We start from the raw sequence: 15,933 nt of genomic DNA on the forward strand, positions 1-15,933 counted from the left end.
AACGCCGCACGTCAAACGTACGGCGTTGTAGCATCTTTCCAAGAGCGCATCCTATGCGCCAGCGGGGATCACTCGGCTGCCAGGGCGAGTTGCGGCTGTTCATTGTCCTGCACAGCCTCGCCCGCCGGCTCCTTGGCCTTCTTCGGCTCGCGGCCGAAGAACAGCGCATAGCCTGCCGGCAGCACCAGGATGGTGAGCACGGTGGCAACCAGGATGCCGCCCATCATGGCGTAGGCGAGCGGGCCCCAGAACACGGCGCGCGAGATCGGGATCAGCGCCAGCACCGCCGTCATCGCCGTCAGCACGATCGGCCGGAAACGGCGCACAGCCGAGCCGATGATCGCCTCTGATCGTTCCATGCCTCGGGCTATGTCCTGGTCGATCTGGTCGACCAGGATGATCGAGTTGCGCATGATGATGCCGAGCAGCGCGATGACGCCGAGAATGGCGACAAAACCGAACGGCGCGCCGCTGATCAGCAATGCCGCCGCAGCACCGATGATGCCGAGCGGGCCGGTGGCCAGCACCAGCATCGCCTTGCCGAAATGCTGCAGCTGGATCATCAGAAGCACGACGATGATGGCCAGCATGACCGGCGCCTTGGCGGCAATCGAGGCCTGGCTTTCGGCAGAGTCCTCGGCACCGCCCTGGATCTCGATCTTGTAGCCGGGCGCGAGGCCGGCGCGCATGCCCTGCATATCGTTGTAGAGCTTGGTGACGACGTCGTTCGACTGCACGCCGTCCGGCAGCGTGGCGCGCACCGAGATGGTCGGCAGGCGGTCGCGGCGCCATTCGACACCCTGCTCGAGCACCGGCACCACCTTGGCCACCTGCGACAGCGGCACGAAGCCGCCGAAATCGGTCGGGATATAGACCGAGTCGACCGACGACAGCAGGTTGCGGCTGGCGTCCGGTTCGCGGGCGACGATGGACACCGTCTCCTCGCCGTCGCGGAAATCATCCAGCGGCGCACCTGACATCGATGCCTGCAGCATCTGGCGGATGCGCTGCGAGGTGACGCCGAGCGCCCGTGCCCGATCCTGGTCGATGACCAGCTTCATCGCCGGCACCGGCTCCAGCCAGTCGTCGTGGATGGCGCCAAGCAGCGGATTTTCGACGAACTTGGCCTTCACCCGATCGGCGAGGCGGCGCACCTCCTGGCGGTCCGGACCCATGACTCGCATCTGCACCGGCCACCCGGTCGGCGGTCCGAGGAACAGACGATCGACCTTGGAACGGATCGAGGGAAAGTCCTGCGCCAGGACGGAGCGCAGCTTGAGGATCAACCTCTCGCGTGCCGGCTCGTCATTGGCCATCACCAGAAGCTGGGCAAAGTTCGGGTTGCGCAATTGCTGGTCGAGCGGCAGGAAGAAGCGCGGCGCGCCCTCGCCGATATAGGTGGCGATGAAGCGCTTGTCCTTGTCATCCATCATCCTCGCTTCCAGCGCCTTGGCCTGCGTCTCGACCTCCTTGATCGAGGTGCCTTCCGGCAGCCAGAGATCGACGAGGATTTCCGGACGCGAGGACTGCGGGAAGAAGTTCTGCGGGATAAACTGGAACGCCCACAGGCTGGTTGCGAAGGTGACCAGCGTCATCACCAGCACGATGATGCGGTGGCGCACCGCCCAGCCGACCGTGGCGCGCAGCCGCCGGTAGAAGCGGGTGTCGAAGGCGTCGTGGTGATTGCCGGCATGTTTGCGCTGCTTGAGGATCATATAGCCGAGCCACGGCGTGAAATAGACCGCGACGAACCACGACACGACCAGCGCGATGCCGACGACATAGAACAGCGTGCGCACATATTCGCCGGCGGTCGAGGCGGCGAAGCCGACCGGGATGAAGCCGGCGGTGGTGATCAGCGTGCCGGTCAGCATCGGGAAGGCGGTCGAGGAGTAGGCGAAGCTCGCCGCCTCGATCTTGACCAGCCCCTCCTCCAGCTTGCGCTCCATCATCTCGACGACGATCATGGCGTCGTCGACCAGCAGGCCGAGCGCAATGATCAGCGCGCCGAGCGAAATGCGCTGCAGGTCGATGCCGAGCTCGTACATGATGGCGAAGGTCGCTGCCAGCACCAGCGGGATGGCGATGGCGATGACCAGGCCGGAGCGCCAGCCGATCGACAGCAGCGAGACGGCCAGCACGATCAGCAGCGCCTCGCCGAGCGCCTCCATGAACTCCTTCACCGCATCGCGCACGACTTCCGGCTGGTCGGAGATCTGGTCGACAGAAACGCCATAAGGCAGCGCCTCTTCGAAACGCTTGTAGGTCGCCTCGACATCCTTGCCGACATCGGTGACGTTGAAGCCCTTGGCCATGACGACGCCGACCTGGACACTTTCGTGGCCGTTGAAGCGGTACTTGCGCTGATAGGGATCCTCGAGGCCGGAGGACACGGTGGCGATGTCGCCGAGACGCGTCACCTGGCCGCCGGCGCGCAGCCGCAATTCCCTGATGTCCGCGGCCTTGGTGACATCGCCCTCAACCGAGATGCGCACCGAGCGCAGGCCGGTGTCGACCGAGCCTGCCGGGTCGACATTGTTCTGGCCCTTGATGGCGTTCTGCAGGTCGGTCAGCGTCAGCCCGCGTTCGGCCAGCGCCTTGGACGAGATGTCGATATAGATCTTCTCGGGCTGGTCGCCGATGATGACGGCCTTCTCGACGCCTGGCGTCGTCAACAGCATGTCGCGCGCCTGGATGGCGAATTTCTTCAGCTCGGGATAGCTATAGCCGTCACCGCTGATCGAATGCAGCGTGATGAAAGTGTCGCCGAATTCGTCGTTGAAATAGGGGCCGAGCAGGCCCTGCGGCAGGTCGCCTGAGATGTCGCCGACCTTCTTGCGCACCTGGTAGAACGCGTCCTTCACCTCCGAGGCATTGGTGTCCCCCTTGATCTGAACGGTGATGATGGCGCTGCCGGCGCGGGTGTAGGAACGAACGAAATCGAGATGCGGCGTTTCCTGCAGCTTGCGCTCGATCTTGTTGACGACCTGGTCCTCCATCTCCTGGATCGAGGACCCCGGCCAGATCGCCTGGACGACCATGACGCGGAAGGTGAAATCGGGATCTTCCTTCTGGCCCATGCGCATCAGGCCGAGCCCGCCGGCGATGATGATCAGACCGAACAGGAAGCGCGCAATGGAGGGATGGCCGATGGCCCAGCGCGAAAGATTGAAAGGCCGCTTTTCACTGTCGTTGGTGGTGGTCATCGGCGTCAGTCCAATTCGTTGATCGTACGGGCATGCGCTTGGCATGCCATGGGGATTTCCGATGCTGGCTTCCGGGCGGCGAGGCTTTCCGAGCGGGAGAGACTCTCATCGCGGTGGGACGCGTGGATCGATGCGGGGGAACTCGACCTGGCGTCTCGACCATCGGGCGCTCGCCGCCCGGAAACCCTGAATTGCTTGGCCTGCCCTTTCGCCGAAGCGATGATCAAGCCGGCTTCATGCGTCTGCCTTCAGCGCAGGGCCTTTGCGGCGTCGCCTTCCGCGGAGGCGGCCTGCACCGCGTCGCCGGTCAGCTTGACCTTGAGATTCTCGGTCATGAACTGCGTGCCGGCGGCAACGACGACATCACCAGGCTTCAGCCCGTCGGCGACACTGACGCCGTCGGCGGTAAATTCCGCTACCTTGACCGGGCGCTCGTGCACCGTCTCGCCGGCGCGGTCGACGGTCCAGACAATCTTGCGACCATCCTTCTCGGCCAGCGCGCTGAGCGGGATCGATACCATCTCCTGCTTCTTGGCCACCGAAGCCTCGATGTTGGCGGTCATGCCGAGCAGCACGCGCGGATCGTCGGGCAGCGAGACACGCACGGCAAATGTGCGCGACTGCTGGTCGGCGCTGCCGGCCACTTCACGCACCTTGCCCGAGAGCTTCAGCGCATCGTCGGACCAGAAGCTGGCCGTGACATCCTTGCCCGGCTTGAAGGCGGCGATGTCCATTTCGGGAACCGCGATCAGCACTTCCTTTTCGCCGTCGACGGCAACCGTCATCACCGGGGTTCCGGCGCCGACCACCTGGCCGACATCGGCGGAGACGGCAGTCACGATGCCATTCTCGCTCGCCTTGAGATCGGTGTAGACGACCTGGTTCTGCGCCTGTGAAAGGGTTGAACGGGCGGCATCGCGCGTAGCCACCGCCTGATTGTAGCTCAGCGTCGCCTGCTCGAGCTGCGACTTGGACGTGAAGTTCTTGGCAAAAAGCTGCTCGGCGCGCTTTCTGGTCAGATCGACCGTCTCGACCTGCCGCTCGGCGGCATCGAGGCTGGCCTTGGCGCTCTTGACCGACAGCTCATAGTCCGTGGGATCGATGCGGGCGAGCACGTCACCTGTGGTCACGTGCTGACCGATGTCGACCAGGCGCTCAGTGACCTTGCCCGAGATGCGAAAGCCGAGGTTCATTTCGGTGCGGGCGCGCACCGAACCGGAATAGGCGAGTTCGCGGCTGTTTTCGGCCTGGCCGATCTCGACCACCTTGACCGGGCGTATGATGTCCTGGACCTCGGTCTTTTCCTGGCTGCAGGCGGCGAGCCCGAGCGTGGCGACGATCAGGCCGGCAACCGGCAGCTTGCGGATGATGGAACTGGACAAAGACACTTTCGTACTCCCGACTGGAGATGAACGGTCGACACCGGCGCCCGGCGGGCGGCGGCTATTTCAGGGCCTTGATTGCGTAATCGATGAGGTCGTCGGGCATCGCCCGATTGGTCTTGGCAAGGCATTGCGCCACCATTTGCGGGTGGCACAGAATGACGGTGGCGGCGCCGAAGCAGCGCGATGCGATGACCGGATCCTGGTCGGCAAACTCGCCGGCCTCGATGCCTTCGCGGATCACCTCGGCAAACAGGTCGTGGATGCTGTCGATATGCTTGTCGATGACACCCCAGTCGCGCTCGAGCGCGACGATGACCATCTCGTGGACCTTCTGGTCGTCGAGCATGACTTCCAGCGTCATCTTGTACTGCGCATGCACGTAGCGGCGCAGCCGCTCCTCGGCACTGATCGGCAGGCGACAGATCTCGTAGGCCATATTGTAGCTGGCGAGCAGCATCCGGCCGCAGACGGCCTGGTGGATTTCGACCTTGGAGGCGAAGAAACGGTAGATGTTGGCCGGCGACATGCCGAGTTCGCGGGCGATATCGGCAACATTGGTCTTGCCGTAACCATAGTGGCGGAACAGGCGCTCGGCACAGTCGAGAATGCGCGTGACATTCTCCTGGCGGGCGGCGTCGACTATGATGTTGGCGGCTTCGGACATAGCTCTCTGTCAATTAACGAGTGACGAATTTCAATTTTCGTCAGTCGTAAATCCAAAAGAGCGGGATGTCAACGCGGAATCGACGTACGCGTATAATTGGTGACAGATGGTGACAGTTGCGAGTGGCGCAGTTCGTCACACCGAAGGTTGGCGAACGACCCCTGTCCCGTCGTCATCCTAGGGCGAAGCAAGGAGCGAAGCGACGCGGCGCAGACCCTAGGATCCATGCCGGGACGCCGATCAAAGAGTGAGGCAGATCAATGTGTTACGCTGATCAGCGAGCAGCAGCCATCCTCTGCCGTCGGAGTACGGCCGCAAGGTCACGGCATGGATCCCAGGGTTTCCGCGACGTCGCTGCGCGACTGCTCCACCCTAGGATGACGAAGGCACGAAGGCCCGCGGCAAATTGTCAACGCGATGGGCGGCCTACGCCCCCTTCGCCATTTCCCTCAGCCGGAACTTCTGGATCTTCCCTGTCGACGTCTTAGGCATCTCCGCAAAAATCACTGCCTTCGGCACCTTGAAGCGGGCGAGTAGCGCGCGGCAGTGGTCGATGATCTCGGCCTCGCTCGCCGCTTTGCCGGGCTTCAGCTCGACATAGGCGACCGGCACCTCGCCCCATTTGTCGTCAGCCTTGGCGACGACGCCGCAGGACGCTACGGACGGGTGCTTGTAGAGCGCGTCCTCGACCTCGATCGAGGAAATATTCTCGCCACCGGAGATGATGATGTCCTTGGAGCGGTCCTTGAGCTGGATGTAGCCGTCCGGGTGCATGACGCCGAGGTCGCCGGAATGGAACCAGCCGCCGGCGAAGGCCTCGTCTGTCGCCTTCCTGTTCTTGAGATAGCCCTTCATGACGATGTTGCCGCGGAACATGACCTCGCCGATGGTCTCGCCGTCGGCCGGCGTCTCCTGCATCGTTTCCGGGTCCATCACCGTCAGGCCTTCGAGCGCGGCATAGCGCACGCCTTGCCTGGCCTTCTTCTGCGCCTTCGATCCCTTGTCGAGATCGTCCCAGGCGCCGTGCCACTCGTTGACCACCGCCGGACCATAGGTCTCGGTCAGTCCATAGAGATGGGTGACGGCAAAACCGGCATCGGCCATGCCCGACAGCACGGCTTCCGGCGGCGGGGCGGCCGCGGTGTTGAAGGTGACCGTCTGCGGGAAGTGGCGCTTGTCCTCGTCCCTGGCGTTGATCAGCACCGACATGACGACCGGCGCGCCGCATAGATGGGTGACGCCGTGATCGGCGATGGCATCGTAGATCGGCTTCGGCCGTACCCAGCGCAGGCAGACATGGGTGCCGGCCTGGACGGCCAGCGTCCACGGAAAGCACCAGCCATTGCAGTGGAACATCGGCAGCGTCCAGAGATAGACGGCGTGCTTGGCCATGCCGGCATGGATGGTGTTGGTGTAGGCCATCAGGGCAGCGCCGCGATGGTGGTAGACGACGCCCTTGGGATTGCCTGTTGTGCCGGAGGTGTAGTTGAGCGAGATGGCGTCCCACTCGTCGTCGGGCATCGACCAGGCGTAGTCCGCATCGCCGTCGGCGACGAAATCCTCATAATCGATCGTGCCGATACGCTCGCCCTTCGGATAGGGCGCATCGGCGGCATAGTCGGGATCGTCGTAGTCGATGACCAGCGGCTTGACCTTGGCCAGCGCCAGTGCCTGTTTGACGACGGCGGCAAATTCGCGGTCGACGATCAGCACCTTGGTCTCGGCATGGTCGAGCTGAAAGGCGATAACAGCAGCATCGAGCCTTGTGTTGAGCGAATGCAGCACCGCCTTGGTCATCGGCACGCCGAAATGCGCCTCCAGCATCGGCGGTGTGTTGGACAGCATCACCGTGACCGTGTCGCCCTTGCCGATGCCGCGCTTGGAGAGCGCCGAGGCGAGCTTCAGCGAGCGCCGCCAGAAGGTGCGATAGGTGATGCGCTGACTGCCATGGATGATGGCGACATGGTCGGGATAGGTCTTCGCCGCCCGCTCCAGATAGGTGAGCGGCGTCAGCGGCTGATGATTGGCGGCGTTCTTGCCGAGATCCTGATCGTAGGCATTGCCCATCCCGTCCTCCCCGAATGTTCTTTGTTGAGAACTTCTAACCACAGGTTCCGGCCACGTCACCATCAGCGATTCCCGACCGGACGCATTTGGCGCAATGATCATCCAGATTTTGCGGGCAAGAAGGTACTGCGTACCCACGCCAATTTGACTTTTGTCGAGAGCCGTGAATAATGTCAGCCGAGGAGACGGCATGGCGATCCGACCGGCAGAACAGCTTATCCACAAGGCCGCCTGGCTCTATTATGCCCATGGCCTGCGCCAGGACCAGGTCGCAAGCCAGCTTAACATTTCCCGCGCCTCGGTCGCCATGTATCTGCGCAAGGCGCGCGAGACCGGCATCGTCAACATTTCGACCTCGACGCAGCTGTTTACTGACGATGTGCTGGCGCGCAAGCTCGAGGATGCGCTCAAGCTCGATGCCGTCTGGATCGCGCCGGAGAACGACTATGTCCTCGATCCGTCGACAGACATTGCGGTGCTGGCGGCGAGCGTCTTTCTGGAGCTGGTGAAGAAAGGCGACCGCATCGGCGTCGCCTGGGGCCGCACCGTCTATACCATCGCCGACATCATGTCCTATGCCGACCTGCAGGACGTCACCGTGGTGCAGCTCTGCGGCAATCTCGGCGCGCCCTATTCCTACAGACCCGACCAATGCACGATGGAAATCGCGCGCCGGCTCAACGCCAAGGGGCTGAACTTCTACGCGCCGCTGGTGCTGACGACGGAATTGCTGGCGCATGGGCTGCGCGCCGAACCGGTGATCCGCGAACAATTGGCCAATATCAGCAACTGCGATCTGGCGCTCTATTCGGTCGGCACCGTCGATGCCGACTGCCATGTCGTCAAATGCGGCGCGCTGAGCGCCGGCGAGATGACCCTGTTGCGCGAGTTGGGTGCCGCCGGCGTCATCGCCGGCCAGATCATCGATGCCGCCGGCAAGGCGCTCGACTGCAGCTACAACCGCCGCGTCATCTCGGCATCCCTGTCGTCACTGCGACAGATCGAAAAGCGGCTGATGGTGGTGCAGGAGGACAGCAAGTTCGAACCGCTGCTCGCCGCACTCGCCGGCGGGCTCTGCACGCATCTGGTCGTCGGTGCCAGCATGGCGCGGCGGCTGCTCGACCATGCCGGAGCCAGTGCGGGGGCAAAAAAGGCTTCCTGACAAACGAAATCCCTGCAGCCGGCGCATTGTCATCAAGGCGTCGCGGCGTTCCTGTTCACACCAACACAACAAAGACAGCAAAGCGGACGAAAGCGATATGAAGAACCTTTGGAATGATGGCGAGGCCGAAAAGCTGGTTGCCGATTATGCGAAAAAGGGCGTTGCCCGCGACCTCGCGCTGCGCGTCTACACGACCCGGCTGCTCGGCGGCGAGCCGCGGCTGGTGCTGCATGGCGGCGGCAACACGTCGTGCAAGACCAAGGCGACCGACCTCGTCGGCGACGAATGGGATGTGCTGTGCGTCAAGGGCAGCGGCTGGGACATGGGCGTCATCGAGCCGCAAGGCCTGCCGGCGGTGAAGATGGGCGCGCTCTTGAAAGCGCGTGCGCTGGACACCCTCGCCGATGAGGATATGGTGGCGCTGCAGCGGGCGAACCTGATCGACCCCGCCTCCCCCAATCCTTCGGTCGAGACGCTGCTGCACGCCTTCCTGCCGCACAAGTTTGTCGACCACACGCATTCGACCGCGATCCTCGCCATCGTCGACCAGGCGGACAGCAAGGCGCTGATCAGGACCGTGTTCGGCAACAGGATGGGCTATGTTCCCTACATCAAGCCGGGCTTCGACCTCGCCAAGGTGGCGGCCGATGTCTATGACGCCGACCCTAGCGTCGAGGGCCTGATCCTCGACAAGCACGGCATCTTCACCTTCGGCGACGATGCCAGGCAGGCCTACGATCGCATGATCCACTATGTGAACGTGGCGGAAGAGTATGTCGCCAAGAACGGCAAGCCGCAGCCGGCCAGGGCAGCGCTGCCGGCAACGCTTGCGACCCCTGCCTCCATCGCGCCGACACTGCGCGGCGCTGTGGCGGTATCGCGTGGCGAGGGCCGCTTCGACCGCATGATCAGCGACTTCCGCACATCCGATGCCATCGTCGATTTCATCAATTCGGCCGCGATTGCCGACTATGCCGGGCGCGGTGTCTCGACGCCCGACCTGTCGATCCGCATCAAGACCGGGCCGATGGCCGTGCCGGCGCCGGATGCCGACAGGGCCGGCGACTACAAGGCCGTCATCAAGAGCCATGTCGACGCCTTCGCCAACGACTACCGCACCTACTTCGAAACGAATGACGCGCTCGACGACGTGAAGCGCACCATGCTCGACCCGATGCCGCGTCTGACGCTGGTGCCGGGCCTCGGCATGTTCGGCCATGGCCGGACGCTGAAGGATGCGAAGATCGCGTCGGATGTCGGCGAGATGTGGATCGAGGCGGTGCGCGGCGCCGAGGCCGTCGGCAGCTTTTATCCGCTGTCTAAGGCCGATCTGTTCCCGCTCGAATACTGGTCGCTGGAACAGGCCAAGCTTGCCTCAAACAAGCCGAAGCCGCTGACCGGCCAGGTGGTGCTGATCACCGGCGGCGCCGGCGCCATCGGTGCAGCGACGGCAAAGCTGTTTGCCGCCAATGGCGCCCATGCCGTCGTCGTCGATCTCGACGCGGCGAAGGCGGCGGAAGCCGCCAAACAGGCCGGCAACAATTCGATCGGCGTCGGCGCCGACATCACCGACCCCGCACAGATGCGCGCCGCCTTCGACAAAGCGGTCGCCGTCTATGGCGGCGTCGACATTCTGGTCTCCAATGCGGGTGCGGCCTGGGAAGGCAGGATCGGCGAACTCGACGACTCTCTCCTGCGCAAGAGTTTCGAGCTCAACTTCTTCGCCCATCAATCGGCGGCGCAGAACGCGGTCCGCATCATGCTGGAACAGGGTACCGGTGGTGTGCTTCTGTTCAACACCTCCAAGCAGGCGGTCAATCCCGGTCCGAAATTCGGCGCTTATGGCGTGCCGAAGGCGGCGACGCTGTTCCTGTCCCGGCAATATGCGTTGGACTACGGCGCGCATGGCATCCGCTCCAACGCGGTCAATGCCGACCGCATCCGCTCCGGCCTGTTGACCGACGCCATGATCGCCAGCCGTTCCGGCGCGCGCGGCCTGTCGGAGAAGGAATACATGTCTGGCAATCTGCTCGGACAGGAAGTGACCGCCGAAGACGTGGCGCAGGCCTTCCTGCACCACGCGCTGGCTGAGCGCACCACTGCGGACGTGACGACCGTCGACGGCGGCAACATCGCGGCGGCACTGCGCTAAAGATAGAACTGGAGCGGTTCATCGTTTCACCAAAATGGCGAACCGCTCCACCTCCCGGTCTTAACGGACTGCAGGCTGAAAATCGCTTTCGCACTTCGTGCTGAAAAACTGCTCGAACCGGTCAAAATCCCACTCCAATCCTTCGCTTATTGCTCTACCAGTTTAGGGGGCACCATGTGTTTCGCATGCGAGCGCCAACCCTGATCATTGGTGGAGTTGTCCATGGCAGCGAAAAGACTTCGTATCGGCGTGCTCTTCGGCGGGCGCTCCGCCGAACATGAGGTTTCGCTGCTCTCAGCGACCAACGTGATGGCCGCGCTGGATCCGGCGAAATACGACGCCGTTCCCATCTTCGTCAGCCGCGAGGGACAATGGCTGCTGAGCAGCTTCGAGAATGGCGCGCTGGCGACGCCGTCTGATGGGACGCAGATCTGCCTGGTGCCTGGCGGGCATGGACGGATGCTGGCGATCCCCGCTAATAGCGCGCCGCACGACTTGCCTGATATCGATATGCTGTTCCCGGTGCTGCACGGCCTGCATGGCGAGGACGGCGCGGTGCAAGGGCTGGCCGAGGTGGCGCGCGTGCCGCTCACCGGCTGCGGCATATTGGGGTCCGCCACTGCACTCGACAAGGACATCGCCAAGCGGCTGCTGAAGGCGGCCGGTGTGCCCGTCGCCCGCTCGGTGACGATCGAGGAGGGTGCGGTCCCTCCCCTCGCTGCGCTGGAAGATCAACTCGGCCTGCCACTGTTCATCAAGCCGGCACGGCAGGGCTCGTCGGTCGGCGTTGCCAAGGTCAATGGCAGCCAGGAATTCGACCGGGCGCTGGCAGATGCCTTCCAGCATGATCGCAAACTGCTGGCGGAGGAATTCGTTCGCGGCCGAGAGATTGAATTCAGCGTGCTGGAGAGCCCCGAAGGCAAGCTCTTCGTTTCGCGGCCGGGCGAGATCGTGCCGGCGGAAAGCCACGGCTTCTACAACTACAACGCCAAATATATCGACGAGATTGGCGCCGCATTGATCGTGCCGACCGAACTACCGCCGGCGGTCGAGGCAGCCATGCGCGCCATGGCGGCAAAAGCTTTCCGAGCCGTCGGTTGCGATGCGATGGCACGCGTCGACTTTTTCCTGATGCCGGACATGACGTTCGTGATCAACGAGCTCAACACCATCCCTGGCTTCACCGACATCAGCATGTACGCCAAGGCGATGGCGGCAAGCGGCGTCAGCTATACCGAAGTCATCGACCGGCTTATGGCGCACGGGCTGGCGCGCGCGGGGCGGCCACGATGAAAGGGCAGCTTTAACTGCTTGCCTGAGTTTTCGTGCTTGGTGGTTGTGCCTGTTTTTCGACGAGTGCGCGTTTCATGAGCGCCTTCCCCCACTCCGTCGCCGCTTCGCGGCGCCACCTCTCCCCCCTCCGGAGGGAGAGGAAGGCGCCAGCTGGAATAAGGTCGCGCCTTTCCTCTCCCCCGTCGATCGGGGGAGAGGTGTCGAGCGAAGCTCGACGGAGTGGGGGTCGACGGCTCCCCTTTCGCTTTTATCAGACCTTACTTCGCGTTCGGGTTTGGCATCCAGGCCGGCATGGCGACATCGGCATGGGCGAACTGCGGCAGCTTGGCCGACAGGTCTTCCATGTTCTTGATGTCTTTGTCGATCAGGTCTTTCTGGGTGATCAGCGTCGGCGGCACGATGACGTTGTGGCCGGGATCTTCACCGGCCAGCAGCTGCGCAAGCGCGCGCACCGAAACCTGACCGACGACGGCCGGGTTGGTGGCGGCGGTGGCGGCCCAGGCGCTGTCGGTTTCGCGCATCGCCGCGATGTCCGAGGTCGAGATGTCGGCGGAGTAGATCTTGATCTTCTTGTTCAGGCCCGCCTCGTCGACGGCGATCTTCACGCCCTTGGCGAATTCGTCATAGGGCGCGAACATGACATTGATGTCGGTATGCGCCTGGAGCACCGAGCGCGCCTGGTTGGCGACGGAGTTGGCGATCGGGTTGTCGAGCGTGCCGAACATCGCGGCTTCCTTGATGCCGGCATACTTCTTCTTCACATCGACCCAGGTCTCGTTGCGGCGGTCGAGCGGCGCGATGCCGGCGACATAGACATAACCGGCGTTCCAGCTCTCGCCATTGTCCTTGACCGCTTGCTCAAGCGCGAGGCGCGCAAGGTCCTTGTCGGACTGTTCGATCTGCGGGATCTTGGGGTTTTCGACATTGACGTCGAAGGCCACCACCTTGATGCCGGCGTCGACCGCGCGCTGGGCGGCGTCCTTCATCGATTCCGTCAGGCCGTGCTGGATGATGATGCCCTGCACGCCAAGCGCAATGGCCTGGTCGACCATGTCGGACTGAAGGGCGGCATCCTGGCGGCTGTCGAGCACGCGCAGATCGATGCCGAGCGCCTTTGACTGGGATTCGACACCCGAGAGATAGGCCTGAAAGAAATCGCCGGTCGAGAGATAGCGCACCAGCGCGATCTTGACGCCCGGCTTGTCGAACGGCGCCGGCTTGTCGGCGGCAAATGCCCCCGGCATCAGCATCGTTGCACCGGCCAATCCGAGCACGACCTTCCCCAGAAGTCTTCTTGTAATGTTCACTTTGTTTCCTCCACTTGTTGAACCCAAAACTGTCCCGGCAGCCGTTCTATCTCCTGCCCCGGCCGGAAAGGGCGAAGGTGAAGACAAGGGCGACGACGAGAACCACGCCCTTGACGAAATCCTGCGTGTAGTAAGGCGCGTTCATCATCGTCAGGCCTTGCAGCAGGATGCCGACGAACAGCGCGCCCACTGCAGTTCCGAAGGCGTTCGGCTTGGCGGCGCCGAGCACCGCGTAACCGATCAGCGCCGCGGCAACCGCATCGAGCAGCAGATTATTACCCGAGGCGATGTCGCCGCGTCCAAGTCGTGCCGCGAGCAAAATGCCGCCGATCGAGGCAAAAACTCCTGAAATGACGTAGGCCCAGATTTTGTATGCCTTGACAGGCGCACCGGCGAGTTCCGCGGCGCGCTCATTCGAGCCGACCGCATACATCATGCGGCCGAAGCGGGTGTATTCGAGGAAGAACCAGATCAGCACGGCGAGCACGATGAGCACGACGACCGACACCGGGATGAGGTTCGGGATGAAGAAGTCGAAGCGGTGGCGGCCGAGCGCCAGGAAAGCATCTGAGAATTTGCCGTTGGCGACGGAGCCGTCGGGCATGGTCATCCCTGTGGCGATGGAGCGCCCTTCGGTCGGGATGCGCTGCAGGCCGACGAGCAGGAACATCATGCCGAGCGTCGCCAGCAGATCGGGCACGCGCATATAGACGATCAGCCAGCCATTGATCAGGCCGACGATGGCACCGATGAGCAGGCAGACGACGACCGCGACGACGACATTCTGCTCCAGCACCACCATGACATAGGCCGCCGCCATCATGGCCGACGTGGCGACCGAGCCGATCGACAGGTCGAAACCGCCGACGACAAGCGTGGCGGTGACACCGAGCGCCAGCACGCCGGTGATGGCGACCGACTGGAAGATGAAGACGGCACTTTGCGGCGAGACGAACCCATCGGCGGCGATGGCGAAATACGCGATCAGCCCGAACAGAAGCACGATGAACCCATAGCGGATGGCGTAGTCGCGCAGCGTCATTCAGCGCCCGCCGTCAACATCCAACTCAAACCCATGCGCTCCATTCCAATTCTCATCGTTCTTCAATCATCGTGGCTCAGGCCGCGCTGTGCAGCGGACCGCCCGCCACTTCAGCCAGCAGGCGGTCGAGATCGACATCGGTGTTGCGGTGCTCACCGACGATGGTCTGCTCGGACATCACCAGGATGCGGTCGGCGGTCTCCAGTGCCTCGTCGAGTTCGGTGACGAACAAAAGCGTGGCGCGGCCATTGGCGCTGGCCCTCAGCTTGGCGGCGATGTCGCGCCGGGCCGAGATGTCGACGCCCTGGAATGGCTCGTCGAGAATGAACAGTCTCGCGTCCTGCGCCATCCAGCGCGCGACCATCACCTTCTGCTGGTTGCCGCCGGACAGCGTCGGCATCTCGTCTTTCTCCGAGCGGCAGACGATGCCGAGCTCGTCGATCTGCCGGCGGGCCGTCGTGCGTTCGAGCCCGCGCTTGAGTACGGCAAAGCGCGACATGCGCTTGTGGAAGGGAAGGCTGATGTTTTCCTGGATGTTGAAGCCGCCGACAATACCGTTTTCGCCACGGTCCTTGGCGACAAGGAACACGCCGGCCGCAATGGCCTCGCCTGTCGATGCGGGCGCATACGGCCTGCCGTTCAAATGCATCGTGCCTGACAGTGGCTTGCGCAGGCCGAACAGCGTCTCGGCCAGTGCAGTCTTGCCGACGCCGACGAGACCGGTGACGGCAACGACCTCGCCGTCGCCGAGTGTCAGCGAGAGGGGTCGCGCGCCCGGCGCAATGCGCAAGGCATCGATGGTCAGGATCGGCTTGGCCGCATTCCTCACTTCGATCCGGTCGAGATGGATCTTGCGGCCGAGCATGGCGTTGACAGCGCCCTCATAGTCGAGCGGTTTCTGGTCGAAGACGCCTGCGATGACGCCGTCACGCATCGAGACGATGCGGTCGGCCAGCCGCCTGATGTCGGACATACGGTGTGAAATGTAGAGGATGGCGACGCCTTGCTCGCGCAGCCGGTCGAGCAGGGCGAACAGCCGATCGGCCTCGGCGCTGGACAGCGACGAGGTCGGCTCGTCGAGGATCAGCACTTTCGGCTGATGCGCCATGGCGCGCGCGATAGCCACCATCTGGCGGTCGGCAAGCGACAGGTCGCTGACCCGCGCCCTGAGGTCGATGGCGAGCCCCAAGCGGTCGGCGACCGCCCTCGCCTCACGGCGCACGCGGCCGGGATTGAAGAGCAGCGGCGCGCCCTTGCCGCTCAATCGGTCAAGCGTCAGATTGGTGGCGACATCGAGGTCGGCAACGACGCCGTCATTGATGTTCTGGTGAACGGTGACGACGCCGGCGCGGATCGCTTCAGCCGGCGTGTTCGGCGCGAAGTTGTCGCCAGCGAGGTGCATGGTACCGCCGGCATGGTCGTAGACGCCGCTGATGATTTTCACGAGGGTGGATTTACCGGCGCCGTTGGCGCCCATCAGCACGGTGATTTCACCGGCATGCAATTCGATCGAGACGCCGCCAAGCACCTCGATAAGGCCGAAGGACTTCCTCAGGCCGTCCACGCGGAACACGGCATCATTGCCCATTCGTTCCTCCCTGACGATGACGCTATGGGCTATGTCATCAATTGTCAACTCGATTGACAATTGCCAA

At 63.4% G+C, this 15,933-nt stretch carries 10 protein-coding genes; 3 read left to right on the forward strand and 7 right to left on the reverse strand.

What is annotated here, in order from left to right:
• Positions 1-68: 68 nt before the first annotated feature.
• The 4 genes from H0241_RS15100 to H0241_RS15115 form a co-directional block, all read right to left on the reverse strand.
• Positions 69-3,206, reverse strand: a complete 3,138-nt coding sequence (locus H0241_RS15100; RefSeq protein ID WP_181058455.1) for an efflux RND transporter permease subunit — start codon at positions 3,204-3,206, stop codon at positions 69-71.
• 248 nt (positions 3,207-3,454) lie between these two features.
• Positions 3,455-4,594 carry an efflux RND transporter periplasmic adaptor subunit gene (locus H0241_RS15105; protein WP_181058456.1) on the reverse strand — a complete coding sequence of 380 codons (1,140 nt, stop codon included), beginning with the start codon at positions 4,592-4,594 and terminating at the stop codon, positions 3,455-3,457.
• A 55-nt stretch (positions 4,595-4,649) separates the two neighbouring features.
• Positions 4,650-5,255 (reverse strand): TetR family transcriptional regulator, encoded by a 606-nt coding sequence (locus tag H0241_RS15110; RefSeq protein WP_181058457.1) that lies wholly within the window; start codon positions 5,253-5,255, stop codon positions 4,650-4,652.
• 426 nt (positions 5,256-5,681) lie between these two features.
• Positions 5,682-7,322 carry an acyl-CoA synthetase gene (locus H0241_RS15115; protein ID WP_181058458.1) on the reverse strand — a complete coding sequence of 547 codons (1,641 nt, stop codon included), beginning with the start codon at positions 7,320-7,322 and terminating at the stop codon, positions 5,682-5,684.
• Positions 7,323-7,512: 190 nt separating this feature from the next.
• Here H0241_RS15115 and H0241_RS15120 point away from each other — a divergent pair, with 190 nt between their 5' ends.
• From H0241_RS15120 to H0241_RS15130, 3 genes are all read left to right on the forward strand, one after another.
• Complete coding sequence (locus H0241_RS15120; RefSeq protein WP_181058459.1) at positions 7,513-8,484, forward strand: sugar-binding transcriptional regulator; 972 nt, start codon at positions 7,513-7,515, stop codon at positions 8,482-8,484.
• Between the two features lie 97 nt (positions 8,485-8,581).
• A complete protein-coding gene (locus tag H0241_RS15125; protein ID WP_181058460.1) occupies positions 8,582-10,636 on the forward strand; it encodes a bifunctional aldolase/short-chain dehydrogenase in 2,055 nt (684 codons plus the stop codon).
• 222 nt (positions 10,637-10,858) lie between these two features.
• Positions 10,859-11,929, forward strand: coding sequence for a D-alanine--D-alanine ligase family protein (locus H0241_RS15130; RefSeq protein ID WP_407941746.1), 1,071 nt, complete (start codon positions 10,859-10,861; stop codon positions 11,927-11,929).
• Positions 11,930-12,186: 257 nt separating this feature from the next.
• Here H0241_RS15130 and H0241_RS15135 read toward each other — a convergent pair whose 3' ends face one another.
• The 3 genes from H0241_RS15135 to H0241_RS15145 all read right to left on the reverse strand — a co-directional run bounded on the left by H0241_RS15135 (position 12,187) and on the right by H0241_RS15145 (position 15,866).
• The gene (locus H0241_RS15135) at positions 12,187-13,236 is read right to left on the reverse strand and encodes a substrate-binding domain-containing protein (protein ID WP_181058461.1); all 1,050 of its coding nucleotides are present in this window, start codon (positions 13,234-13,236) and stop codon (positions 12,187-12,189) included.
• A 46-nt stretch (positions 13,237-13,282) separates the two neighbouring features.
• Positions 13,283-14,278: an ABC transporter permease gene (locus H0241_RS15140; RefSeq protein WP_181058462.1), complete on the reverse strand. Its 996-nt coding sequence runs from the start codon at positions 14,276-14,278 to the stop codon at positions 13,283-13,285.
• A gap of 76 nt (positions 14,279-14,354) precedes the next feature.
• Positions 14,355-15,866: a sugar ABC transporter ATP-binding protein gene (locus H0241_RS15145; RefSeq protein ID WP_181058463.1), complete on the reverse strand. Its 1,512-nt coding sequence runs from the start codon at positions 15,864-15,866 to the stop codon at positions 14,355-14,357.
• Positions 15,867-15,933 lie beyond the last annotated feature (67 nt).

Origin of the sequence: Mesorhizobium neociceri (genome assembly GCF_013520985.1) — a bacterium.
GTDB lineage: Bacteria > Pseudomonadota > Alphaproteobacteria > Rhizobiales > Rhizobiaceae > Mesorhizobium > Mesorhizobium neociceri.